The organism is Rathayibacter sp. AY1F3 (assembly GCF_002931975.1).
GTDB lineage: Bacteria > Actinomycetota > Actinomycetes > Actinomycetales > Microbacteriaceae > Rathayibacter.
The window spans coordinates 65,010-89,183 of record NZ_PSVF01000016.1 but is presented as its reverse complement, the minus strand read 5'-3'; the positions used below and the strand labels follow the sequence as shown (position 1 = coordinate 89,183).

Below are 24,174 nucleotides of genomic sequence, written 5' to 3'. Positions count from 1 at the left end.
GGAGGAGGGCGACGGGCGGGCGGGGGGCGGCGAGGGGGGGGGTGGGGGTTCGGGGGTCCAGGGGAGGCATGCACAGGAGACACGCGAGGTCCCTGTTCGTGACGCGGAGGCGCGGAATGCGTCCGGGGTGGCGCAGTGATCGGTGTCGGACCGGCGCGACCGGCAGGGGCTGTGCCATCGTCGGGAGAGGGCGGAGTCCCCGCCGATCCGGAACCGACACCCAGGAGACGACCGCATGGCGCACGCCGCGCTGATCATCCACAGCGCACGGAAGGTCGACGCGGCCGGGACGGTGGAGGACCACTGGCTCCTCGCGCGGGACGGCGCGATCACGGCGACCGGCACCGGCACCGGCTGGCAGGCGCAGGCGGAGGGGGCGCAGCTGCACGACGCGCGGGGCCTCACCGCTGTCCCGGGCTTCATCGACCTCCATGTGCACGGAGGGGGCGGTCACGGCTTCGACGGAGGAGCGGAGACGATCCGCGCGGGCCTCGCGCTGCACCGCTCCCGCGGCACCACGCGCTCGCTGGTCAGCCTGGTGTCGGCACCGCTGGAGCAGCTGGAGGCCTCTCTGGACGCGGTCTCGGCTCTCGCGGCCGCCGACCCGCTCGTGCTCGGCGCGCACCTGGAGGGCCCGTTCCTTGCGCCCTCGCGCAGGGGAGCGCACGACCCCGCGGCTCTCGTGCACCCCTCCTCCGGCGCGGTCGGCCGGCTGCTGGACGCCGCCCGCGGACGCCTCGCGCAGATCACGCTCGCGCCCGAGCTGCCGGGAGCCCTCGCCGCGGTGGAGCGGCTCGCCGGCGCCGGCACGGTGGTCGCGGTGGGCCACACCGAGGCGGACGCCGACCAGGCGCGGGCCGCGTTCGACCGCGGAGCCCGGCTGGTCACGCACGCGTTCAACGCCATGCCCGGGATCGGCCACCGCTCCCCGGGCCCGATCCCGGTGGCCCTGGGAGACGAGCGGGTCGCGCTCGAGCTGATCCTCGACGGCCGGCACGTGGACGTCGAGGTGGTGCGGCTCGCGTTCGCGGCGGCTCCCGGGCGGATCGCGCTCGTCACCGACGCGATGGCGGCGGCCGGGGCGGGCGACGGAACGCACCGCCTCGGCCCGGTCGACGTCGAGGTGCTCGGCGGAGTCGCCCGGCTCGCGGGCACCGCTGTGCTCGCCGGATCCACGCTCACGCAGGAGGAGGCCCTGCGGCGGGCCGTCGGGCCCGGCCGGCTCGGGCTGGAGGCGTCCGTCGCCGCCCTCACCGCCGTTCCCGCCCGCGTGCTCGGCCGTGGCGACCTCGGCCTGCTGGCCCCCGGGTACCGCGCCGACGTCGTCCTGCTCGACGCATCGCTCCGCGTGCAGCGGGTCTGGGCCGAGGGGCGCCCGTTCCCCGACTCCGCGGCCGGCGCGACGCGACCCCGGGTCAGGGCGTCGGCGTGACGGTCCAGGTCCCCTCGGTCTGGACGGCCATGACGCCGGGCAGGTCGGCCTCGAACACCTCGGAGAAGGCGACGGAGTCGCCGAACAGCTGCGGCTGATCGGAGGTCGTGAACACGCGGCCGGAGAACGAGTCGTCCGGACCCGCGGGCGTGTAGTCGACCGTCACGCGCGGGACGTCGTCGGAGAAGAACAGGACGGCCGGGCCGGTGCCGGACTGCGCACCGCTCACCGTCGCGAGGTCGTTCCAGCTCTGCAGGCCGAGCGTCCACGGCCCGTCGGCTCGGACGATCACCTGCTGCTCGACGGGGTCGTCTCGGAAGATCCCGGTCAGGAACGACCCCGTCATCGGGGCGGCGGCCTCGCCGAAGGGCGTCATCCGGCCCGCGGCGGTGACGATCGCCGTGCCGGTGCAGGCCGAGCAGTCCAGGCTCAGGACGACCGCGAACTCGCCCTGCCGCTGGAACGACACGTCGGCCGGGCCGGTGCCCGAGACGGTGGCGGGGACTCCCTCGCCGACCGGCCCGGCGTCGACGACGGTGCCGACCGGCTCGGCGGTCGCCGGAGCGGAGGGGGTCGGGCTCGGAGTGATCAGGTCGGTGATGGCGGGTCTCGGCGTCCGCGAGGCGGGCGCGGACGCCGTGGCGCCCGCCTCGGCCCCGCCGCCGGCGGTGCACCCGCCCAGCAGCAGGAGCCCCGCCGCTGCCGTCGTCGCCACTGCCGCTGTCGTCCCCCGAGCCCTCATGCGTCCAGACTGCCAGGGCTGGTCCGGATCGTCGTCCCCGGAGGGAGTCAGAGGAGCAGGGCGCCGAGGCCCGCGGCGGCGAGGACGACGATCCACGGGGGCACGGTCCAGCGCGTCAGCGCCACGAAGGCGCCGATCGCGAGCGCCAGAGCGCCGGTCGAGCCGATGCCCTCGGTCAGCACCGGGTCGTAGAGGGCGCCGCCGAGCAGTCCCACCACGCCGGCGTTCACGCCGGCCAGCGCCCTCTGCGCGACCGGCAGGTGCCGCAGCCGCTGCCAGAACGGGAGCACGCCGACCACGAGCAGAGCGCCCGGCAGGAAGATCGCGACCAGCGCGATCGCCGCCCCCGCGACGCCGTCCGGCGTCCCCGCGCCCACCGCGCCGAGGAACGCGGAGAAGGTGAAGAGCGGGCCCGGCACCGCCTGCGCCGCGCCGTAGCCGGCCAGGAACTCGCTCTGCCCGACCGTGCCGGCGCCGACCGTCTGCGCCTCCAGCAGAGGCAGCACGACGTGGCCGCCCCCGAACACCAGAGCGCCCGCGCGGTAGAAGACGGAGGCGAGACCCGCCGCTCCCTCGCCGGTGAGCGCGGCGAGCAGGGGGAGGCCGGCCAGGAGGAGCCCCCAGAGGGCGAGGGCCGAGACCGCGAGCGCCGTCGGGATCCGGACCGCGAAGCCCGGGCCCTCGTCCGGAGCCGCCTCCTCGCCGCGCAGCCACAGGACGCCGGCCAGGCCCGCCGCCGCGATCACCGCCACCTGCAGCGCGGGCTCCGGGGCGAGGAGGACGGCGACAGCCGCTGCGCCGGCGATCGTCGCGCGGCGGCGGTCCGGTGCGAGCGAGCGCGCCATCCCGAGCACGGCCTGCGCGACGACCGCGGCCGCCGCCGCCTGGAGGCCCAGGAGCCAGCCGGCGGAGGCGACATCGCCCGCACCGGCGACGAGACCGGCGACGAGGACCAGGGCGATCGCCGAGGGGAGCGTGAATCCGCACCACGCGGCGACCAGTCCGGCGAGCCCCGCGCGCTGCAGGCCGACCGCCATCCCGACCTGGCTGGACGCGGGTCCGGGGAGGAACTGGCACAGCGCGACGAGGTCGGCGTACGCGCGATCGGTCAGCCAGCCGCGGCGCACCACGAACTCCTCGCGGAAGTAGCCGAGGTGCGCGATCGGCCCGCCGAACGAGGTCAGCCCGAGGCGGAGGAACACGAGGAGCACGGGGAGGGCGCCGCCCCGCTGCAGCCGACCCGTCTCCGACACGGGGGCATCCTGCCAGACGGCGGTGTCCGGCGCGCGTCGTGTCACCGGAAAAGGGACGATAAGCGGCTGGATAAGCGATTCCTCGCCCATTCTCCTCCGGTTGATAAAGCGGTGGGTAGAAATACTGAACCCCTTCTCATCCCCTCTGTTAGCCTGATCCGGCTTCCCTTTCCTTCTCGAGGAGAAGGTGATCCGCATCAGTAGCGCGAGCACTGCCGCTCGTTCACTGAACGCCTTCTCCTCCTCTTTCGATCGGTGTACCCGGAACGGTGACGATCGGAAAGGCTATCTCTTCCGTGACTCCTCAGGACACTGCCGTCGGCGACTCCGCCGACTCCTCCCGCACCGGCTCCCGGTCGGGCGTCAAGGCCCTCTCCGCTCTCTCCCGCCGCACGATCCTCGCCGGATCCGTCGCCGGCGCGGGCGCGATCGCGTTCGCGACGCCGGCCCTCGCGGCCGGCGACCTCACCGCGGTGCCCCGACTGCCCGGCGAGGTCTCGCGCCTGTCCACCGCCACGTCGAAGACGGGCGGGAAGCGCTACGAGATCATCGACGTCGTCGTCGCGGGGGACCGGGCGCGCCTGTTCGTGCCGCACGCGACGCCTCCGTCGCAGACCAGGGGCGCATCGATGCTCTGGTACTACCACGCCCGCAACGGCACCCACACGGCGCTCTCGAGCGCGTTCGCCTACTCCGCCGACCTCGCCGTGGACCGCGGCATCGTCAGCATCTGCCCGACCTACGGCGGCAGCATCTGGTCGAGCCCGCGGGCGATCGAGATCCAGGCCGCTGTCGCCGCCTGGGCCTCGTCGGTGTGGCGGATCGACGCGAGCCTCCTGCGCTCCGACTCCGGAGGCGGGCCGCTCCTGGCCTGGGCCTACGGGAAGCGGATGGTGCCGAACATCCGGGGCGCGTACCTCTGCAGCAGCTCCTACGACATGGAGGAGCGCGCGGCGAGCGAGCCGGACAAGATCGGCCCCGAGTACGCGGATGCGGCGGCGATCGCCGCCACCAACCCGGCGCGGCTGCCCGCGTCGGTGTGGCGCGGCGCCCGGCTGAGGATCACCGGATCTCCCGACGACGTCATGGTGCCGCTCGCCCTGCACGGCGCCGCCCTGCACGCCGCTGCCCTGCCCCTGGCGAAGGAGGCGACGCTGCGCACCCACCCGGGGGAGGGCACCGACGGCCACAAGGTCCCGAGCTTCACCAACAAGGAGATGATCGACACCTTCCAGCGCTGGATCGCCGAGGGCCCCGTGCCGCAGACGGAGCCCGTGCCCGAGACGCCGCCCGTGTCCACGCTGCCCGGCGCGGGCACCTACGAGAACGGCGCCGCGCAGATCGTCACCACCGGCACCTGGACGACGCTGAAGGCCACCGCGGACAGCGGCGGGAGCATCGCCTACTCGACCAGCTCCGGCGCCTCCGCGACGCTCGCCTTCACCGGCACGAGCATCGCCTGGATCAGCCGACTCACGTCGTCCTCCGGGATCAACGACGTCGAGCTCGACGGCGTGAAGGTCGCCTCCGTCGACCGCTACAGCGCGTCCGCCCGCTCGAAGCAGACGGTGTGGAGCAGCGGACAGCTCGCGGCCGGGCCGCACACGCTGACGATCCGCCGGGGGAGCAGCCGCAATCCGGCCTCGACCGGCAGCAATCTGCTGCTCGACTCCTTCGTGGTCGGCGACGCGACGCCTCCGCCGGCGACGACCCTGCCCGGAGCGGGCACCTACGAGAACGGCGCCGCCCCGATCGTCACGACCGGCACGTGGTCGACGCTGAAGGCGAGCACGGACAGCGGCGGCAGCATCGCCTACTCGACCACCGCGGGCGCCTCCGCCACCCTCGCCTTCACGGGTACCAGCGTGAGCTGGATCAGCCGCCTCACCGGCTCGTCCGGCATCAACGACGTCGAGCTCGACGGAGTCACGGTCGCGTCCGTCGACCGCTACAGCGCCGCGACGCGGTCGAAGCAGACGGTCTGGAGCAGCGGACAGCTCGCGGCCGGGCCGCACACGGTGACCATCCGCCGCGGAAGCGGCCGCAATCCCTCCTCGAGCGGCACCAACCTGATCCTCGACGCGTTCGTGGTCGGCGACGCCGCTCCGGTCCCCACGGTCACCGTGCCCACGCCGATCGCGGAGTGGTCCTTCGCCGAGAGCGCCGCCCCCTTCGCCTCGGCCGTCGCGGGCGCTCCGGCGCTCCGGCAGGGTGCGGGCTCCTCCGCCCGCGCCGTCGCCACGCCGTTCGGCACCGGAGTCGCCCTCAACGGGACGACGGACCACCTGGTCGTCCCCAAGGGCGAGGTCGGCCCGCTCAACCTGGGCGCCTCGACCGGCCAGGTGACGATCGCGGTGTGGGTGCTCAACTCCGACGCGGACGGCGCCTGCATCGCGGGCGTCTGGGAGGAGTCGACGGTCGGGCCGCTGCGCTCCTACGCGCTGTTCAACAACCTCCCCGAGTACGGCGGCTGGGAGCGAGTGTGCATGCACGTCTCGAAGCTCGGCGGGCCGACGCCCGGCTACCCGTACTCGCGCGACTACTCGGTGGAGCCCCGCCGGATCACGCGCGGCGTGTGGCAGCTGCACGTCGGGACGTACGACGGCGCAGTCGCGGTCTCGTACCTCGACGGCGCCGCCACCGCGTACCCGGTGTACACCGACAAGCTCGGCGCGACCTACGCCAAGAACCCCTACGTCTACCCCGACGGCCTCAACGCGGCTCCGGGCGACTTCGTGGTCGGAGCGGTCGGCCGGGACGGCACGATGATCAACCGCTTCGCCGGCTCCCTCGCCCGACTGCGGGTGTGGGACCGGGCGCTGACCGCGGAGCAGGTGAAGCAGCTCTACTCGGCCGAGAAGGGCGCTCTCGGCTGACGACACGAGGGCGGTGACACGAGTCCGAGAAGCGGATGATCCGCTTCTCGGACAAGGCCGTGTGAGCGATAGCGGGCGTCCCTCTTTCGAGGGTGGTGTTATCGGTTGAATACAGATCGGCGGGCGTCCGCTTCACGGCTGCTCCACCGTCCTCCGCCGCCTGTATCCGCTGCGCGGAATTCCGTACTCAGGCGGACGTGCGTTCCCGGAGGGCCGTACGGCGGGGGATCATCGCCCGGCGGCCGCGCAGCCCTGTCCCGGATCTCGGAGTGCGGCCCTGCGCCAGATGCGCACCGGCGCGACCACCTCCCAGCCGAGGGTGAGGTAGAGGGCGCGGCCGTCCGTGCTGGCGACGAGGAGACCGTTCCGTGCGCCCTCGGACCGGGCCCAGGCGGTGAGGGCGTCGACGACCCGCCGTCCCAGCCCGCGTCGGCGGAACCGCGCATCGGTCTCGATCCGGTCCAGGACCGCGACCGTCCCGTGCACGGCGGCGGTGCCCTGAGCGGCGACGACTCCGTCGACCAGCAGCCGGACGCTCGCCACTCCGTCGGCGGCCTCGAGCACGGCTCCCTCGAGCACGGCTCCCTCGAGCACGGCTCCCTCGAGCAGGGCACCCTCGGCGGTGCGGCCCGGGCCGAGGAGCGCCGCCATCAGGCTCTCGTCGCCCGCGACGAGCTCCAGCCCGGCGGCGGGTGCGAGGCGGGCGTCGTCGCCCCGGCCGATGACCGTCAGCCACTCCTGGGGCCCGGCCATCCGCTCGGCGCCCGCCTGCAGCGCGGAGGGCGACGGATCGACCAGGATCCGCTCCCGCGTGCGCGACTCCGCTCCGACATCGACCAGCCATGCCCCGTCCTCGCGGACGCGCTGCACGCCGCGTGCCCGGCACCAGCCCTCGACCCAGTCGTCCACCCGCTCCGTCGTCGTGATCACGCCCCGAGAGTAGCCGCGACCGGACGGGCGCGATCGTGGGAAGCGGGTTCTCCCGGCGGTGGCCGTCGATCCCCAGCAGGACCGCCCTCGCCCGGATCGCACCCCGCGCACCGCGATCCGCCGGGTCCTCCCGTTGTCAACCTCAGTGCCACGGCGCCGTCCCCGGCCCTACCGTCGGCGCGAGACATCCGCTGCACCGCCGGGACCCTGACGGCCGTGCCGAGAGTGAGGGGCCGATCCGATGCCCAGGCAGGACGGCGACCCGCGGAGCACCACCCGAGTGCTGCGCGAGCTGGTCGCCGCGTTCGAGGATCCGGGGGCCGTGCACCCGGCGCTGGCGCGGCAGGTGCGGAGCGCCGCCCGCGAGCTGCTCGGCGCGTCGGAGCGGGAACCGCTGCGCCTGCGCGTGCGGATGCCGACCCTGATGGTCCCGCGCTCGGTCGTGGACGAGGTGCCCGATCCGCCCCCGGTGCCGCCCGCCGCGCTCTGACCCGACGGCGCTCGTACACTCGGACGATGCGACACGGCATCGTCATCCTCCCGCAGGACCCGTGGGCCGAGGCCCGCCGGAAGTGGCAGTCGGCCGAGGGCCTGGGCTTCGACCACGCGTGGACCTACGACCACCTCTCCTGGCGCTCCCTCGCCGACCAGCCGTGGCACGCGACCGTCCCCACCCTCACCGCTGCTGCGATGGTGACCGAGACGCTCCGCCTGGGCACGTTCGTGGCCTCCCCGAACTTCCGCCACCCGGTGCCGTTCGCGAAGGAGATCGCGACGCTGGACGAGATCTCGGGCGGTCGGACGATCCTCGGGGTCGGCTCGGGCGGCACGGGCTTCGACGCGCGCGTGCTCGGGCAGCCCGACTACTCGCCCCGGCAGCGGCACGAGCGCTTCACCGAGTTCGTCACGGCCCTCGACGCGCTGCTGCGCTTCGAGGAGCCCGGCTCGAGCGGCGTGGACCTCGAGGGGGAGTGGTTCACCGCCCGCTCGGCGCGCATGGTGGGCGAGCCCGTGCAGAGCCCCCGCGTCCCGTTCGTCCTCGCCGCGAACGGGCCGAAGGGCCTCGCGCTCGTCGCCGATCGCGGGCAGGGCTGGGTCACCACCGGCCCGGAGGGAGTGTCGAGCGAGGAGTGGTGGCGGGCGGTCGCGTCCCTCTCCCGGCGGCTCGACGCGGCGCTCGAGGCGGCCGGGCGCGACCCGCGCACCGTCGAGCGCCACCTCTCGCTCGACTCCGGGAGCGACTACTCCCTCGAGAGCGTCGCCCGGTTCGAGGACATGGCCGGCCGGGCGGAGGAGCTCGGCTTCACGGACGTGATCGCGCACTGGCCGCGGCGCGACGGCGTCTACGCGGGCGACGACGAGGTCCTCTACGAGGTCGCCTCGCGATTCTGACCGGGCCTCGGGGGCTCCGGAGCGGTCCTCAGACCGCGCGGGCGCTCCCGCGGTCGACGAGACGCGCGGGCAGGAGGCGGATCGACGGCTCCTCGCCGCGGGACGGCTGCTCGATCCGCTCGACGAGCGTGTCGACCAGGTGCGCGCCGAGCTCGGCGGCACCCGTCTCGACGTAGCTGTAGGGGAGCGAGAAGTCGCGGGCGAACTCGGCCGAGTACAGGCTCACGACGGACAGCTGCCCGGGCACGGCGACAGCGCGTCGGCCCAGGATCGCGGGAAGCATCGCGATGGTCCGGTCGCTGTGGACGACCAGCGCCGTGAGACCGGGGTTGTCGTCGAGGAACGCCGTGACCATCGGCTCGACGGCGTCGGCGGCGGTGGCGGCCGGGCGCAGCACCAGCTCGATCCCGAGCCGACCGGCGGTCTCGAGAGCCGACTCGCGGAACCGGAGCCCGTAGGTCCCTCCGCGGTCGAAGACGCGCTCAGGAGGGGTGACGAGACCGATGCTCCGATGCCCGAGGGCGCCCAGGTGCTCGATCAGCAGGCGGGCCGCGTCGCCGAAGTCGAGGTCGAAGACGTCCACCCCGGAGGCGTCCGCGGGCACGCCGAGGGCGGCACCGGGCCGCCGCGAGGCGCGCAGGACGGGCAGCCGGTCGTCGTCGTCCGCGACGCTCAGGAGGATCAGTCCGTCGACCTGGCCGGAGCGCGTGAGCCGGCGGACGGCAGCCGCCCCGTCGGCCTCGGTGGCCAGCAGCACGTCGTAGCCGAGCTCGCGGGCGCGGGCCGTGATGGGGAGGACGTACTCGACCATCGCGGGCGCGAACTCGTCCGGGTCGAAGTGGACGAGCAGGCCCAGCGCCATGGTGCGGCGCGTCGCGAGCGCCCGTGCTCCGGCGTTGACCGTGAAGTCGAGCTCGGCGATCGCGTCCTCGATGCGCTTGCGCGTCTCGGGGGAGATGCTGCGCTTGCCGGAGAGGACGTACGACACCGTGCTGCGAGAGACCCCTGCCGCTTTCGCGACGTCTCCGATCGTGGCCATCTCCACCCCCGCTCGAACCGTGTCGAGAGTGGCAGTGCGGCGCGGCGCACGCAACTCGGGCGCCGCGTCCCCGGAGCGAGGACCGGACGCTGCGGCTCCGGCGCTCTGCTCGTCCACGGCGCGCTCGTCCCCGTCGGGGAACGTCCGGTCCCGACGACACGCCGACGCGGCCGGGCGCACGAGGTGCCCGGCCGCGTCAGGGCGTTCTGGACGGATCAGCCGCAGCGCGCCGCACCGTAGGCCGGTGCCGTGGATCCGCTCGCCGCAGCGCCGTCGACCGTCCCCGCGATCCGCACGTCGAGAGCGCCGGCTCCGACGCTCGCAGCGCGGGTGCTGAAGGCGGCTGAGACCGTCTTGCCGGGAGCGACCCCGGTGAAGGTCTTCGTGCCCCAGGCCGAGCCGATCGTGATGTCAGCGGCGACCGCGCTGGTGTTGGTCGCCGTCCCCGTGATCGTGACCTTCCCCGCGGTGCAGCGCGAGGCCGCCGTGCCGGTCACCGTCAGGCTCGTGGTCCGCCCGACGAAGGGCGTGACCGAGATCCTGTCGATGTTGGGCGCGTACTGCGAGGTGAGCAGGACGCCGGGGAAGGTGTCGGAGAGGTAGGTCGTCCCGTCGAAGCCCGGGAGCTCCTTCGAGGTGATCGCGATGGTGTTCGAGCCCTTCCTGAGCGTGACCGGCACGCTCAGGTCCCACAGCTGGTTCTGGTGGAACGTGTGCGGGAAGAGCACGCGCTGCGTCACTCCGTTGACCGTGATGTCCGCGTGGCGGGCGAGCGGGTCGGGGTTGTAGTGCGTCGCGGGGGACTGCTCCTCGTTGGAGTAGCGCAGCGTGAGCGCGTAGGTCCCGTCCTGCTCGGCCTTCACGTCGCCGAAGGTCAGGGTCGAGTCGCCGTCGCGTCCGCCGCCGATGTTCCCGACGGCCTTGCCGCCCGACGCGAAGGACAGGTCGCGGACCGTGGCGGGGCCGGTGATCGTGGCCGCCTCCGCCTCGTAGCTCGTCGTCGCGGGCGGGTTCGCGCTCGCTCCGACGACGATCCGATCGACGAGGAGCGTACCGCTCGTGCCGACGACCTCGATCTTGTTCACGCCGCCCGAGAGGAAGACCTGGCGGGTCGAGCTCGCGCCCACCGGCCCGACCTTCACGTCGTTGACGTAGAGGTCGCCGGTGCCGCCGCCCAGGGTGTCCACGGTCACGGAGGACGGCGCGTCCTTCGCGGAGTAGCCCCAGACGGTGGTGGAGGCACCGCTGGTGAGCGTCGCCGTGCCCGAGCCGGAGACGCCGGCGCGGGAGTAGTCGGCCGTCGCTCCGTTGTCGAGCGTGCCGGTCTCGGCCTCGTGGATCGAGGTCGCGGCGGCCGCGCTGGGGAGGGAGAGCTCGATCTTGTCGACGATCGCGTCGCCCACGGTCGACTTCGTGCCGGCGAGGTTCTTCGCGGCGAGCGAGATCGTGTGGGTGCCGGCGGTCAGCTTCACCTTCGTGTCCGCGTGGTCCCAGACCACGAACTTGTAGGCCAGCGGAAGGAGGATCTCCTGCTCCGCAGCGCCGTCGACGCTCAGGAACGCGTTGATCGGACCCTGCTGGGCGTTGGCGGCGTAGGTGTTGAGGGAGTTGGCGAAGACGCTGAGGTCGTACTCGCCGTCCTTCGGGACGGTGACCGCGAAGTCGAGCTTCAGGTCGCCGCCGGTGCGGATCCCGCCGACGTTGCGTCCGCCCGAGGTGTAGAAGCCGCCGACGTTGGTCGGCGAGCCCTCGGGTCCGTTCAGGTTCCGCGATCCGGTGTAGCGGGCGTCCTCGGCCTCGTACTTCTGGCGGAAGTCGACGGGCGAGGCGGACGGCGACGACGCGTTGGCGCCCGGGGTCAGGACGACCTCGTAGGCGGAGTCGACGTCGAGCGCGGGGAGGGATCCTCCGAAGTCGAGCGAGAGGGCGCCGTCCACGACGGACGCGTCGAACTCCTTCACCGTCTGCGGGGCTCCCGAGTCGCCGACCTGGCCGGTCCAGCGGATCTCGCTGACCTCCACGTGGACCTTCGAGCCGAAGGTGGCGGCCGGGATGCGCTCGAACGCGACCTTCTGCGAGCCGCCGACGCCTCCGAAGAGGGCTCTCGCCTGCTTGGCCGCGGTGTCGAGGGTCGCGACGCCCTGGAGGGTGTAGCTCTGGCCGGGCTTGGGCGGCGTGACCGCGACGGTGTCGCCGGTCATCGAGGCGTAGGCGTTGAGGAGCCACCACTGGCCGTTGGCGCGGTTGGCCTGCACCGCGGAGTCGGAGAGGTTGCCGTCGATGTTCCAGTAGGCGATGTCGCCGTCGACCTTCTTGTCCTCGAGCGCGCTGATCCACTGGACCATCTGGCCGGGCACGGAGGTGTGGTAGTTGAAGGCGTACTCGTTGAGGTTCACCGGCAGGTGCTTCCCGGCGTAGGACGTGCCCGCGTACAGCTCGTCCTCCCAGGCCCGGAAGCGGTCGACGTTGGTGCGGATCTCACCCGGGGCGCTCAGCTCGTGCCAGGTCATCACGTCGGGGACGGTGTCCTGCTCGAGCGTGTGGGTCATGAACCCGCGGACCTGGTCGTAGAGGACGCTGGTGTTCGGTCCGGCGATGCGGGCGTCGGGCATCCGGTCGCGGATCAGCGCGTAGGTGCTGTCCCAGGCCGCGAAGAACGCGGTCGGGTCCTCCAGCCAGCTCTTCCCGTCGTAGCTCCACTTCCCGTTGCCGAACATGTTGCCCTCGGGCTCGTTGAACGGCACGAACACGATGTTGTCCTGGTACTCCTCGGGGAGCGCGAGCACCTGGTCGACCTGCGTGGCGATCTTCGCCTGGTAGTCGGCCAGCTTCTCCTGGGGAGTGCTGCCCGGCCACTCGTAGGGGAAGCCGCGGTAGATGTCCGTCATGTAGATGTAGGTGTCGCCGTCCGAGGTGTCGGCGACGGCCTTCGCGACGCTGAGCGCGTCGGCGCCCGGATGCTGCGGCCCGTCCTGCGCCTTGGTCGAGACCGTGCGCAGGTCGATCCCCTCGAGGAGGTTGTCGGAGGGGAGGCCCTCGCCGTAGACCCCGTAGAGGGTGCCGGACGCGCCGCCCATGAACTCCCCGGTGCTCGTGCCGAGGTCGATGGTCATCTCGTCGAGTGCGCGCACCGTGACGGTCGCCGTGACCGCGGTGCCGAGGCCGGTGACGGTGCCCTTCACGGTGAAGGTGCCGCGCTTCGCGTACGCGGAGGCGGGGACGCTCTCCCAGGTGACCGGGGCGTCGCGGTTCACGCCGTCGGAGTAGGTGGCGGGGACCCCCGGCAGGGCCGGCGCGACGCCGATGCCGGTGGTGACCGCGACGCTCATCGAGAGAACGCCGGTGACGGCCGGCGCGGCGTCGCCCGCCAGACCCCGGACCTGAGCGGCGGTCAGAGCCCGGTCGTAGACGCGGAAGTCGTCGATCGCTCCGTCGAAGTAGGGGTGCACGTTCCAGAGCGCCCGGCCGATGTTGCCGCTCTTGGAGGCGGAGGCGGAGTAGAGCTGCTTCGCGAGGTCGACGGAGGCGGGAGCCGTCGCGACCTGCAGACCGTTGAGGTACAGGGTCACGGTCGTGCCGTCCATCGTCGCGGTGACGTTGACCCACTGGTCCTTCTGCAGCGGCGAGGAGCTGGAGACTCCGGTCTCGCCGCCGTCCTTCAGCTGCTTGATGATCGCGCGGGCGCTGCCGCCGTCGAACGACGGAGCGAAGGCCGACGCGGCGTCGGGGCTGATGCCCAGGCACCACAGCCACTGGAAGCCTCCGGTGCCGGACCACTTCGTCCAGGCGGAGACGGTGGTCTGCGTCACGCCCTGGAAGAGCCCGTTCGGCACGGTCAGGTACGGCGCGGAGGTCGAGTCCGCTGCGCCCCCGGGAAGGTCGATCGCGGTCGTACCGGCCTTCCGACCCGCGACGTACGTCGCTCTCGCGCTGTTGACGACGGTGCCGTCGAGCTTCTTCGACGAGAGGTCGGCGACCGTGGATCCGGACACCTGCCCCTGCTCGAAGTCGTACTGGAGGATGAGCGCGTCGGCGGGGACGGAGGTGTCGGCCGCGGAGGCGGACTCGGCGCTCGGGAGAGCGACGGCGAGGGCGGCGAGTGTCGCGGCACTCAGCGCGAGGGCGAGGGAGCGGGTGCCGCGCCTCGGGGAGGACATCGTTGTCACGCTGGTCACTTTCTGTGGGGACAGCCGGCCGGACGACGGCGGGCGTCGGTCCGAGGTCGGAGCAACAGTGCTTCGAACCGGTTCGACAAAACTAGGTTCCGCGCCTGCGACACGCAAGAGGACCTGAGAAGTTCCTCGTCCGGCTCGCAGGTGACGGCAGTCGCTCCGGGCTCTCGCCGGGACCCGTCAGCCCGCCGGAGCGGCCGTCGCCGCGACGCTCGACGGTGAGCGGACGGGTCCGAGGGGGGCGCGCATCGCCGGGGGAGTGCTGCTGATCGGGATGCTCGCCGGATGCACGGCGGGTCCCTCCGCTCCCGTCGACGACCGGATCATCGTCGCCGCGGAGACCGGCGACCGGCCCGCAGGAGGACGTCCTGGACGCGGTCGAGGGGAGCCGCCCGGTCTGGCTGAGCCCGGACGGCGTCCTCCCGCGGTGACCCGCAGGACCGCGGCGGCCTGTGCCGGGTGCGGGAGGATGAGGGCATGACGCTCCCTCCGCCGACGCTCCTCTCCCCGCCGCTCCAGGACCGGCTGGCCCGGTGGTTCGACGGGGAGGCGCCGCCGGCCCCCTCGGTGAGCTGGGCCCTGTTCGACCGCACCGGGCTGCTCGTCCACCACGGCCGCGGCGAGCACCGCCTCGACGGCGCCGCTCCCGGGCCCGGGACCGTGCACCGCATCGCCTCCATGTCGAAGAGCTTCGAGGCGGCGGCGGTGCTGATCCTGCGCGACCGCGGGCTGCTCCGCCTCGACGACCGCGTCGCCGACCACGTGCCGGAGTTCACCGACCCGCTCGACTCCGCGGGCCGGCCGCTGCCCGTGACGGTCAGGATGCTCCTCAGCAACTGCTCGGGGCTCCCGGAGGACAACGGCTGGGCCGACGACGTCATGGCTCTGACGCGGGAGGAGTTCCTCGAGGTCGTCCGCCGCGGGCTGACCTTCACGGAGCGGCCGGGTGAGGTCTACCAGTACTCCAACATCGGCTTCTGGCTGCTCGGCGTGCTCGTCGAGAACGTGACCGGGGAGGACTTCCCGTCCTTCGCGACGCGGACGATCCTCGAGCCGCTCGGCCTCCACGACACCCGCTACGACAGCGGCGACTACCCTGACGGCACCGACCTCGCGGCCGGCTTCAGCACCTTCGACGACGGAGCGACCTGGGTGCCCCGCCCCGTCACCGGCACCGGAGCGGGCGCCTGCGCCGCGAGCATGTTCAGCACGGTCGGCGACATCGCCCGCTGGAGCGGCTGGCTCTCCTCCGCGTTCGAGGGCGAGGACGGCGCGGACGACGACCCGGTGCTGAGCCGCGCGTCCCGCCGCGAGATGCAGCGCGGCTGGACGCCGGTCCCCGCGCTGAGCCCTCGCGCCGTCGAGAGCACGCTCGACGGCTCCGCCTACGGGTTCGGCCTCGTCGTCGAGCACGACGTCCGCTTCGGCGGGATCGCCCACCACTCCGGCGGCCTGCCGGGCTGGTCGTCGAACATGCGGTGGCATCTGGAGTCGGGCCTGGGGGCCGTGGTCTTCGCGACCGCGAACGGGGCGAAGCTCGCCGCCGCCGCGACGGGACTCCTCCGCGCCGCCCTCGAGGACACCGCTCCTCCGGCGCGGACCATCACCCTCCTCCCGTCGACGCTCGCCGCGGCCGCCGCCGTCGAGGCCGCGATCGTCGCGGGAGACCTCACCCGGGCGGGGGAGCCGGGCAGCGGCGCCCTGTTCAGCCCCAACCTGCTGAGCGATGTGCCGGCCGACGTGCGCGCCCGCCGCCTCGCCACGGCGATCGCGGAGATCGGCGGGCTCGCCGAGGACCCGACCGCGAGGCCGCTGGTGGAGCGGCTGCTCTGGAGCGCCTCCGCGGCGCAGGCGGCCTTCCTCCTGCCGGGCCGCGACGGAGAGCTCGAGTGCCGGCTCGAGACCACGCCGACCGTCCCGGCCCTGATCCAGCGCCTCGAGATCGTCGTGCGCGAGGCTCCGACGGCTGCCCTCCCGGTCGTGCGCTTCTACCGCCCTCGGGCCGGCTAGCGGTCGAAGACGAGGCGCGGACGCGGCGGACCTCGACGCTCCCGCATCGAGAACGGCGGGCGGCCCGCGAGGGACCGCCCGCCGTCACGCTCCCGCGGTCAGCGGATCGTCGTGCTCGCCGTGTCCGCGTTGCTGCGGATGGACGGGTCGGGCGTCTTCGTCGAGAACGCCGCCGCCAGCGCGGTCGCCGTGCCCGAGACGGCCGCCCTCACCGTGATCTTCTCCGACACGGTCCGCCCGTCCGCCAGGCCGGCCCGCTGGAACACCACGACGTTCCCGACCCTGGTGTACGAGCCGGTCGCCGAGACGAACTGCACACCCGCGGGCAGGACGACCTGCGAGAAGACCGACCCAGACGCAGCCGGACCGGCGTTCGTCGTGATGAGGGTGTAGGTGAGCGTCCTCCCCTTCACCGCCGAGGCCGGCCCGGAGAGGTCGACGCGCAGATCGGCCTTCGTCGCGACCTGCTTCGGCGAGACCGTCAGCGTGCTCGTCGCCCGAGCCGTGCCCGCCGAGTTCGCGGCCTGGATGCTGAAGGTGGTGGTCCCGGCCGTGGTCGGCGTCCCGGAGAGGCGCCCGGTCGCGTCGAGGGTGAGTCCGGCGGGCAGTGCGCCGGAGACCAGGGAGACCGACGGAGCGGGCGTGCCGCTCACCGCGTAGCGGAAGTCGTAGGCCGAGCCGACGACGCCGGCCGCGACCGTCCCGGAGAGGGTCGGCGCGACCGTCGGCGACGAGACGGTGACGGTGCTGGTGGTCTCCGCGGAGGCGGTGCCGGCGCGGGCCGCCAGCGTGAACGTGAAGGTGCCCGGCGCGGACGGAGTCCCGGTCAGGCGCCCGGCCGGAGTCAGGGTGAGGCCGGACGGGAGCGCACCGGAGGAGACGGCCACCGACGGCGCGGGGAAGCCGGAGACGGTGTAGCCGAAGTCGTAGGGGGTGCCGACGACGCCCGGCCCGGGGGTGCCGGAGATCGCCGGTGCAGCGGCGGCGGGGGAGACGACGACGGTGCTGGTGGTCTCCGCGCTCCCCGCAGCGCTCGAGGCCCGCAGGGTGAAGGTGGAGCGTCCGGCGGTCGTCGGCGTCCCGGTCAGGCCGCCACGATCATCGAGGCTCAGGCCGGCGGGGAGCGTTCCGGAGACGAGCGAGACCGTCGGCGCCGGTGTGCCCGTCACGCTGTAGTCGAAGTCGTACGGGGTGCCCACCGTCGCGGCGGGCGGGTCGCCGGCCAGGGTCGGCGCGACCGTCGTCTCCGCCACGGCGAACGTGTGCGGGGCCCCGACGGTGGCGCCGAAGGGGTTCCGCGCGGAGACGGCGAAGGTGGACGTGCCCGCGGTCGTCGGCGTGCCGGAGAGGACCCCGGACGCGCTGAGGGTCAGGCCGTCGGGGAGGGAGCCGGAGGCGATCGCGAACGAGGCGGGGCGGTCGGCCGCGAAGGTGTACGAGGCGGCCGCTCCGAGCGACCCGGACGCGGGAGGAGCGTCCGCCGTCAGGACGGGACGCGGGCCCCGGGCGAGCACGTGATCGGGTCCGGCTGCGAGAGCCGTCGTGCCGGCGAGGCCGGCGGGGAACTGCAGCTGCCCGGCCGAGCTCCGGCCCCACCCGACGATCGTGCCGTCGCCCTTCAGCGCGAGGCTGTAGTCGGACGCGGCGGCGATCGCCACGACCCCGGACAGGCCTTCCGGCACCGTGGTCTGGCCGTAGTCGACGACGACCGAATCGGAGCTCGCGCCCCAGGCGACGACGGTGCCGTCCTCCTTCAGCGCGAGGCTGTGGGTCTCTCCCGCCGCGACGGCCACCACGCCCTCGAGCCCCGCGGGGACGTCGGTCTGCCCGTAGAGGTCCCAGCCCCAGGCGACCACCCTCCCGCCGGACACGGCGAGGCTGTGGCGCCGGCCCGCGGCGATGGCCGTGACGCCTCCGAGGCCGGCCGGGACCAGGCCCTCGCCCAGCCCGTTGCTGCCCCACGATGTGACGGTGCCGTCGTTGCCGAGCGCGAGGCTGTTGTCGCGGGAGGACGAGATCGCGACGATCCCGGTCAGCGCGGCACTCCTCGACACCTGCCCGTCACCGTCGTAGCCCCAGGAGACGACGGTCCCGTCGCTCTTCAGCGCATGGCTGCTGTAGTCGCCGGCGGAGACCGTGACGACCCCCGTGAGACCGTCGGGGACGCTGGTCTGCCCGTACGACCCGCGGCCCCAGGCCACGACCGCGCCGTCGCCGTTCGCGGCGAGGCTGTGGGTCCGGCCCGCGGCGAGGGAGCGGACGCCCTCGACCCCGGCCGGGACCGTGGTCTTCCCGTCGGTGCTGCTTCCCCAGGCCGCCACCCCGAGGACCGGGACGGACGGAGCGGCGACCGCCGCGAGAGGAACGGCGGTGCCGACGAGGAGCGCGACGGCCGCGATCAGCCCGAGCAGACCCCGCCGGAGCCGCCGCGCCGCTCCTGGATCCCGCGGCTGCGACGTGCCGTCCTCGACGGCGGGCGGACGAGGGACGGTGCTGGAGCGCATGTGCTGCCTTCGATCGGGACGGCCCCCATCGGCCGTCCTCGAACCGTGGCACGGCCGTCCCGCCGCTGACAATGTCCTCTAGCGGCCCTGTCCGGAAGAGGGCGCTGCGAAGCTCCGCGGAGGGGACGTAGGCCCGGTCTCACTGCGGCCGAGCGCTCCCGCCGCGGGCCCGTGACGGTCAGCGCATCCCGAGGGACGCCGTCGCGTCCTGACCGCTCAGCGGGGTCGGAACGGGGACCCCGACCCTCCCGCGTACGGGGCGTCCGCCTGGTCGAAGTCCCAGCGGCCCGCGGTGGACGGGCGGACGACGGGGGTCTTCGTCGGGGTCGGCGTCGCCGACGGCGCCGGCGCGGCGGCCAGCGCGGCGTGCCAGCGGAAGATCGCGTCGATGCCGTCCTGGTTCACCCACGACGGCGCGTTGTGGCCGAGCGCGTGCGTCCGGACGGTCGCCTCCCTGGCCGTGGCCGTCGCCTTCTTCACGAGGGCGAGCCCGTGCAGTGCCGGCGGCACGCTCGGGTCCGGGTGAGCCGTGTCGGACACCACCGCGCGGATGTTCGCGCCGGCCCAGGCGGAGGCCGGCAGCCGCTTCGGGTTGTGGGAGTCGATCTGAGCGGTGCTGCCGCCGAAGGCACCGCCGATCGAGAAGCGGCCCCGCGCCGTGCGGTCGTGGGTGTCGCGGAGGTCGTAGACGCCGTTGACCAGATAGACGCCGTTGATGCCGGGGAAGACCCGTGCGCCGTAGTCCTCGCAGGCGAGCGCGCCGCCGGCCGACATCGCCCAGAGGTAGCTGGCGGCGATCGGGAACTGGCCGGAGAGGTAGGCGTAGCCGTTCCGCTGGTGCTTCTGCGCGGTGTCGTTGGTCCAGATCGTGCCGCCGAGCGTCTGGCAGATCGCGATGGCGCCCCGCTCGACGGCGAGCTCGGCCGGGTACGCGAAGACGCTGGACAGCGAGGTGTGGTCGGCCTGCGCGGAGTGGATGAACCAGATCACCGGAACCGCCGCGGCCTGCCGCGGCTTCACCGTCTGCGGCACGAAGATCCGCGCGAGGTCGCCCGCGATCGAGACCGTGAGGACGTCGTAGAGCACGCCGCGGTTCTTCGTCCTCACGTTGATCGTGCGGGTCCTCTCCCCGGGCAGGCCGGGCACGGGGGAGGCGGAGGCGGAGGCGGCCGGGAGCGTCGCCGCGCCCAGAGCGAGAGCACCCGTGAGGGCGCCGCCGATGACGGCGCGCCGCCGGAGGCCGGGAGTTCGAGAGGGGGGTCCTGCGGAATCGTCGGGGGACACGGGAGCTCCTCGTGCAGGGACCGCGGGCCGACGAGGTCGGCGGAGCAGTCCGGGTCGGCGGGGGGTGTGCCTGCAACGCTAGCCGGAGGACCGGCCGGACGACCCGTCGATGCGCGCCAGTCGCGAGACGGCGGAGGGACGACGCCGCAGGGGCGGAACGATCCACGGGCTCGGCGACCGCATCGGCGGCGGATCGAGGCGCTCCGGAATCGAAGGAGAGGCCCGTTCCTGATCGCCCGCCCCACCGGTTCCGACCCTTTCGCTCCGTTCGGGAGCACTTCCCCGCACCGGTCCGGCCCCCCGGTGTGAAGGCTCCCGGCTTCCTCGCGCTCGCCAGCGGTCCGGAACGACCACGCCGTCCGACCTGTCCTCCCGTCGACCCGCCCGAGCATCACTCCAGCACAGGCCCCAGCTCCGCCAGGACCTCCGCGACCCGGGCCCGCGCCCGTGCACCGAGCCCGCGGACCGGACGCGGGAGGCAGCGCGCCTCGGCGAGACCGAGCTGCTCCGCCATCGCCGCGACCACGCGGTAGCTGCCGCCGTGCTCCGCGAAGAGGTCCCAGACGGGCTGCAGGCGTGCCGATCCCGCGATCGCCGCCGCCTCATCGCCCGACTGCGCCGCCCGGGCGATCGACAGCGCCGTCCGCGGGAAGATGCCGCCGATCACCGAGTACCAGGCGTCGCAGCCGCCGAGCAGCCCGCGCGCACCCGCGGCGTCCCCCGAGACCCCGACAGTGACCCCCTCCGGCACCCGCGCCCGGATCTCGCTGACGCGCGCCGCGCGGCGCCCGGTCCCTCCGGCACGCCGGGGATCTTGAGGGAGGCGACCTGCGGCAGCCGGGCGACGGCCCCGTAGAGGTCGTCGGAGAAGGAGAAGCGCGTCGTCCCGGGGTTGTCGTACACGACGAGCGGCACCGAGAGCTGAGCCGTCACGTCCTCGTAGAGCCCGAGCACATCCTCGTCCGTCAGCGGCTGGTAGCCGAGCGGCGCCAGGAGCACCGCGCTCGCCCCGGCGCTCTGCGCGTCCTCGGCGAGCGCCAGCACCTGCGAGGTGCGCAGCGCCCCGATCCCGACCACGACCGGCACCGGGCCGGCGCCGCGGACGGCGATCTCGACGGCGCGCCGGCGCTCGCCGCGGTCCAGGTACGGAGCCGAGCCGGTCGAGCCCAGGGCGCCGATCGAGTCGACTCCCGCCCGCGCGAGCCGCTCGACGAGAGCGGCGAACGACCGCTCGTCGATGCTGTCGTCGCGGAGCGGTGTGAGGGGGAAGGCGCTGAGTCCGGTGAGCACGTCGGTCCGTTCGCTGGGGGCGGGAGGGGCCCGGACAGTCTCCCCGGCGGCAGGGGCCCGGTCGAGGCCAGAACCGCCGGGGGCCGGGGGACCAGCCGTCACTCCGCGTCGAGCACCACTCGGGAGTGGAGTCCGAGCCGGTCGAGGAACGCCTCGTCGTGGCTGACGACGACCAGGCCGCCCCGCCAGGCGGCGAGAACGTCGACGAGGTGGTCGGTCGTGGCGAGATCGAGGTCGTTCGTCGGCTCGTCGAGCACGAGCAGCTGCGGAGCGGGCTGCGCCAGCACGAGCCCGGCGAGCGCGACGCGGAACCGCTCGCCGCCCGAGAGCGACGCGATCCTCCGATCGACCACGTCGCCGCGCACCAGGAGCCGCGCGAGGGCGTTCCGCAGCTCGACCGAAGGACGATCCGGCGCGGCCCGGGAGACGTGCTCCCGGACGGTGGCCTCCTCGTCGAGGAGTCCCTCGCGGCGCTGGGGGAGCCAGCCGACCCGCTCCGTCAGCGCTCGGGCCGTGGTGCCGGCGAGCGGATGCTCCCGCGCACCCGGCGCCCCGACGAGGTGCTCGAGCAGGGTGGTCTTCCCCGCCCCGTTCGCGCCGACCACGGCGATCCGCTCCGGCCCCTGGAGCACCGTCGTCCGGCCGCGCACCGTCACCTCCGCCAGACGGCGCCCGGCCGCGACCCCGGGGTCCGGCAGGTCGAGGCGGACCCGGTCGTCGTCGCGCACTGCCCGCGACGCGGCGTCGATCTGCTCGCGCGCCCGCGCCTCCGCAGCCCCGTGCCCGGAGCGCAGCCGTCCCGCGGTCGCCTCGGCGCGTCCTCTCCGCGCGTTCGCGAGGATCGCGGGCATCGACTCCGCCGATCGCGCCCCCGCCCGCGCCCGGCGGGCGATGGTCGTCTCGGCCTCGATGCGCTGCCGCCGCTCGGCGCGGAGAAGCCGGTCGGCGTCGCGCAGATCGCGCTCCGCGGCCGCCTGCTCGAGGGCGAGCCGCTCCTCGAACGCCGAGAACGTCCCGCCCGAGGTGCGGACCGCCCCGTCGCGCAGCTCCGCGATCTCGTCGACGTGCTCGAGCAGTTCCCGGTCGTGGCTGACGAGCACGAGCGTCCCGCGCCACCGGTCGACCAGGTCGAGCAGAAGCCCTCGGGAGCGCCGGTCGAGGTCGTTCGTCGGCTCGTCGAGCACGGCGATCGGCCGGCCGCGCAGCCGGACGCCGGTCACGGCCGTGAGGACGGCCTGCCCTCCGGAAAGGGTCGCGACCGGCCGCAGCAGGTCCGCCTCCTCCAGGTCGAGACCGGCGTCGCCGAGTGCGGCGAGCGCCCGGGCCTCGAGGTCCCAGTCGTCCGCGAGCACCTCGAAGTGCCTCGGATCCGCGTCGCCGCGGAGGATCGCGTGCAGAGCGTCCAGGCGCTGCCGGATCCCGAGGAGATCGGCGACGGTGTCGTCGGGCCCTCGCCGGAGGCGCTGGGGCAGCAGGTCGACGGGTCCCGTCGTCGAGACGCTCCCGGCGGTGGGGGAGAGGCCGCCGGTGACGAGGCGGACGAGGGTGGATTTGCCGGCGCCGTTCGCGCCGACGAGACCGGTGCGCCCGCGTCCGAACGCAGCGGTGACGCGGTCGAGGACGACGGAGCCGTCGGGCCAGGCGAACGTGCAGTCGTGGAGGACGACGGCGGGCGGGGTGGTGCGGGAAGTGGAGGGCACGGTACTCCAGGGGTCGGTGTCGGCGCACGACGACCACCGGGCTCCGAGGGAGCAACGGCTCGCCCCTGAGGGGCGGGCACGGGGGACGTCAGTGCGAGAGCAGCTGCTGCGTCGTGGACGCAGTACCGGTGCTGGGGCGCAAGAGTCCGTCTTCCGTGCGGGGAGCCCCCGTGACCGCGAGCCGCTGGATCGGCCGGTGTGGCGGCCGCACCGACGTCGCGGCTCGCGACGAGGTACGGGTCGACCGTACGTGCCCGTCGGACCCGTGCGCAACCGTGACCGACTGCTCGTCCGCGGCCTGCGTCCGTCGGCGCCGTCGCGCGGCTCGCGGCGGACGGCTCTCCCCCCACGGCGGGACGGCCGGACCGCCCGGGTGTGCACGCTGCTGCCCGCCGGTCGAGGGGGTCGCCGGCGGGCCCTCCCGTCGCCGGGCCCTCACTACGCTGAGCCCATGGTGACCATTCGCGACGTCGCGGCCGATGCGGGGGTGGCCCGCAGCACGGTGTCCTACGTGCTCTCCGGCAACAAGAAGCTCCCGGAGGCGACCCGGCTGCGCGTGCTCGCGAGCGTCGAGCGGCTCGGCTACCGGCCCGACCCGATGGCGCGGGCCCTGGCGCTGCGGCGCACGAACATCCTCGGCTTCTTCGCCTCCGTCGATCCGGAGTCGCGGCAGACCGACGTCGACGTCTTCATGCGCTTCGTGCGGGCGGCGATGTACGCGGCCCGCGCCCGCGGCTTCGACCTGCTGATGATGGGCACGGGCGAGGGGGAGCTGGCGCGCGACGTCCTCGCCGATGCGCTCGTCGTGATGGACATCCGCCGGGACGACCCCCGGCTGCCGGTCCTCGCGAGCATCGGCCTGCCGACCGCGCTGGTCGGCTACCCGGGCGAGGGCAGCCCGTTCAGCGCGATCGACCTCGACTTCGACGGCGCGGCGCGGGTCGCCGTCGACCACCTCGCCGACCTCGGGCACGTCGAGATCGCGGTCCTCGGGATGGGCCCCGACGCCTACGAGAGCGGCTACGCCTTCGCCCTGCGGTTCCGCGAAGGCTTCCTCGACCAGTGCCGCCTGCGCGGCGTGCGGGGAGCCGTCATCCCCAGCACCGACGACGTCGACGACTGGTTCGAGCAGGCGCAGGAGCAGCTCCCCGGCCTGAGCGCCGTGGTCACGCACGGGCCGGGCGTGCTCGAGCCGTTCCTGCAGCGCCTCAGCGGCCTGGGCCTGCGCGTCCCGGAGGACTGCTCGATCATGACCATCGCTCCGGAGGCGGTGATGCGGCACGCCGACCAGCCGGTCACCGTGGTGGACCTGCCCGGCGACGAGATGGTCTCGCGGGCGGTCGACCTGGTGCTCGACGAGCTCGCCGGCACCGCGACTCCGGGAGTGACGGAGCTGCTGCCCGCGGTGGTCGTGGACCTCGGCACCACCGCGCCCTTCTCGCCGGGCACCAGCCGGGGCGTCGTCCCCTCGTGGCGGCGGGCGCGCGGCTGACGTCGACCGGGTCGCCCGGGGCGTTCCCCGGGCGATCGGTGAACCGGTTCTCCGAAAT

16 protein-coding genes are annotated in these 24,174 nt (G+C 74.0%); 6 read left to right on the top strand and 10 right to left on the bottom strand.

Going from position 1 to position 24,174, the window contains the following annotated elements:
• The first annotated feature begins 235 nt into the window (after positions 1-235).
• Complete coding sequence (locus C5C39_RS11170) at positions 236-1,432, top strand: N-acetylglucosamine-6-phosphate deacetylase (RefSeq protein WP_104296154.1); 1,197 nt, start codon at positions 236-238, stop codon at positions 1,430-1,432.
• On the opposite strand, the gene C5C39_RS11165 is transcribed toward C5C39_RS11170, so the two are convergent.
• Positions 1,416-2,174 (bottom strand): hypothetical protein, encoded by a 759-nt coding sequence (locus C5C39_RS11165; protein ID WP_146076890.1) that lies wholly within the window; start codon positions 2,172-2,174, stop codon positions 1,416-1,418. The genes C5C39_RS11170 and C5C39_RS11165 overlap by 17 nt on opposite strands.
• 47 nt (positions 2,175-2,221) lie before the next feature.
• Positions 2,222-3,427, bottom strand: a complete 1,206-nt coding sequence (gene chrA / locus C5C39_RS11160) for a chromate efflux transporter (RefSeq protein ID WP_258062957.1) — start codon at positions 3,425-3,427, stop codon at positions 2,222-2,224.
• A 296-nt stretch (positions 3,428-3,723) separates the two neighbouring features.
• Here chrA and C5C39_RS11155 point away from each other — a divergent pair, with 296 nt between their 5' ends.
• On the top strand, positions 3,724-6,303 hold the full coding sequence (locus C5C39_RS11155) for a LamG-like jellyroll fold domain-containing protein (protein WP_104353397.1): 2,580 nt from the start codon (positions 3,724-3,726) through the stop codon (positions 6,301-6,303).
• 228 nt (positions 6,304-6,531) lie between these two features.
• On the opposite strand, the gene C5C39_RS17745 is transcribed toward C5C39_RS11155, so the two are convergent.
• Positions 6,532-7,233 (bottom strand): GNAT family N-acetyltransferase, encoded by a 702-nt coding sequence (locus tag C5C39_RS17745; RefSeq protein WP_219812608.1) that lies wholly within the window; start codon positions 7,231-7,233, stop codon positions 6,532-6,534.
• Positions 7,234-7,474: 241 nt separating this feature from the next.
• Here C5C39_RS17745 and C5C39_RS11145 point away from each other — a divergent pair, with 241 nt between their 5' ends.
• Entirely contained in the window at positions 7,475-7,723 is a 249-nt protein-coding gene (locus C5C39_RS11145) for a hypothetical protein (protein ID WP_146078454.1), read from the top strand.
• 26 nt (positions 7,724-7,749) lie between these two features.
• Positions 7,750-8,625 (top strand): LLM class flavin-dependent oxidoreductase, encoded by an 876-nt coding sequence (locus tag C5C39_RS11140; RefSeq protein WP_104309153.1) that lies wholly within the window; start codon positions 7,750-7,752, stop codon positions 8,623-8,625.
• 28 nt (positions 8,626-8,653) lie between these two features.
• On the opposite strand, the gene C5C39_RS11135 is transcribed toward C5C39_RS11140, so the two are convergent.
• Positions 8,654-9,664 (bottom strand): LacI family DNA-binding transcriptional regulator, encoded by a 1,011-nt coding sequence (locus C5C39_RS11135; RefSeq protein WP_104246852.1) that lies wholly within the window; start codon positions 9,662-9,664, stop codon positions 8,654-8,656.
• Positions 9,665-9,879: 215 nt separating this feature from the next.
• On the bottom strand, positions 9,880-13,821 hold the full coding sequence (locus C5C39_RS11130) for a LamG-like jellyroll fold domain-containing protein (RefSeq protein ID WP_104353396.1): 3,942 nt from the start codon (positions 13,819-13,821) through the stop codon (positions 9,880-9,882).
• Between the two features lie 492 nt (positions 13,822-14,313).
• Here C5C39_RS11130 and C5C39_RS11125 point away from each other — a divergent pair, with 492 nt between their 5' ends.
• Complete coding sequence (locus tag C5C39_RS11125) at positions 14,314-15,846, top strand: serine hydrolase (protein WP_104353395.1); 1,533 nt, start codon at positions 14,314-14,316, stop codon at positions 15,844-15,846.
• Between the two features lie 98 nt (positions 15,847-15,944).
• On the opposite strand, the gene C5C39_RS11120 is transcribed toward C5C39_RS11125, so the two are convergent.
• The 5 genes from C5C39_RS11120 to C5C39_RS11105 all read right to left on the bottom strand — a co-directional run bounded on the left by C5C39_RS11120 (position 15,945) and on the right by C5C39_RS11105 (position 22,624).
• Entirely contained in the window at positions 15,945-18,350 is a 2,406-nt protein-coding gene (locus tag C5C39_RS11120) for a putative Ig domain-containing protein (protein ID WP_104353394.1), read from the bottom strand.
• Between the two features lie 216 nt (positions 18,351-18,566).
• Positions 18,567-19,634, bottom strand: a complete 1,068-nt coding sequence (locus C5C39_RS11115; RefSeq protein WP_104353393.1) for a hypothetical protein — start codon at positions 19,632-19,634, stop codon at positions 18,567-18,569.
• Positions 19,635-20,025: 391 nt separating this feature from the next.
• Positions 20,026-20,301: a hypothetical protein gene (locus C5C39_RS17945; RefSeq protein ID WP_308471213.1), complete on the bottom strand. Its 276-nt coding sequence runs from the start codon at positions 20,299-20,301 to the stop codon at positions 20,026-20,028.
• Positions 20,298-20,924: a dihydrodipicolinate synthase family protein gene (locus C5C39_RS11110; protein WP_308471212.1), complete on the bottom strand. Its 627-nt coding sequence runs from the start codon at positions 20,922-20,924 to the stop codon at positions 20,298-20,300. Before C5C39_RS11110 ends, C5C39_RS17945 begins: the two co-directional genes overlap by 4 nt.
• A gap of 98 nt (positions 20,925-21,022) precedes the next feature.
• A complete protein-coding gene (locus C5C39_RS11105) occupies positions 21,023-22,624 on the bottom strand; it encodes an ABC-F family ATP-binding cassette domain-containing protein (protein WP_104353392.1) in 1,602 nt (533 codons plus the stop codon).
• Positions 22,625-23,075: 451 nt separating this feature from the next.
• On the opposite strand from C5C39_RS11105, the gene C5C39_RS11100 reads away from it, so the two are divergent.
• Entirely contained in the window at positions 23,076-24,116 is a 1,041-nt protein-coding gene (locus C5C39_RS11100) for a LacI family DNA-binding transcriptional regulator (protein ID WP_104222050.1), read from the top strand.
• Positions 24,117-24,174: the final 58 nt, after the last annotated feature.

Coding starts and splice junctions, on each gene's coding strand:
- C5C39_RS11170 (WP_104296154.1), top strand. CDS start 236: ATGGCGCACGCCGCGCTGATCATCCACAGCGCACGGAAGGTCGACGCG.
- C5C39_RS11165 (WP_146076890.1), bottom strand. CDS start 2,174: ATGAGGGCTCGGGGGACGACAGCGGCAGTGGCGACGACGGCAGCGGCG.
- C5C39_RS11145 (WP_146078454.1), top strand. CDS start 7,475: ATGCCCAGGCAGGACGGCGACCCGCGGAGCACCACCCGAGTGCTGCGC.
- C5C39_RS11140 (WP_104309153.1), top strand. CDS start 7,750: ATGCGACACGGCATCGTCATCCTCCCGCAGGACCCGTGGGCCGAGGCC.
- C5C39_RS11135 (WP_104246852.1), bottom strand. CDS start 9,664: ATGGCCACGATCGGAGACGTCGCGAAAGCGGCAGGGGTCTCTCGCAGC.
- C5C39_RS11130 (WP_104353396.1), bottom strand. CDS start 13,821: ATGTCCTCCCCGAGGCGCGGCACCCGCTCCCTCGCCCTCGCGCTGAGT.
- C5C39_RS11125 (WP_104353395.1), top strand. CDS start 14,314: ATGACGCTCCCTCCGCCGACGCTCCTCTCCCCGCCGCTCCAGGACCGG.
- C5C39_RS11120 (WP_104353394.1), bottom strand. CDS start 18,350: ATGCGCTCCAGCACCGTCCCTCGTCCGCCCGCCGTCGAGGACGGCACG.
- C5C39_RS11100 (WP_104222050.1), top strand. CDS start 23,076: ATGGTGACCATTCGCGACGTCGCGGCCGATGCGGGGGTGGCCCGCAGC.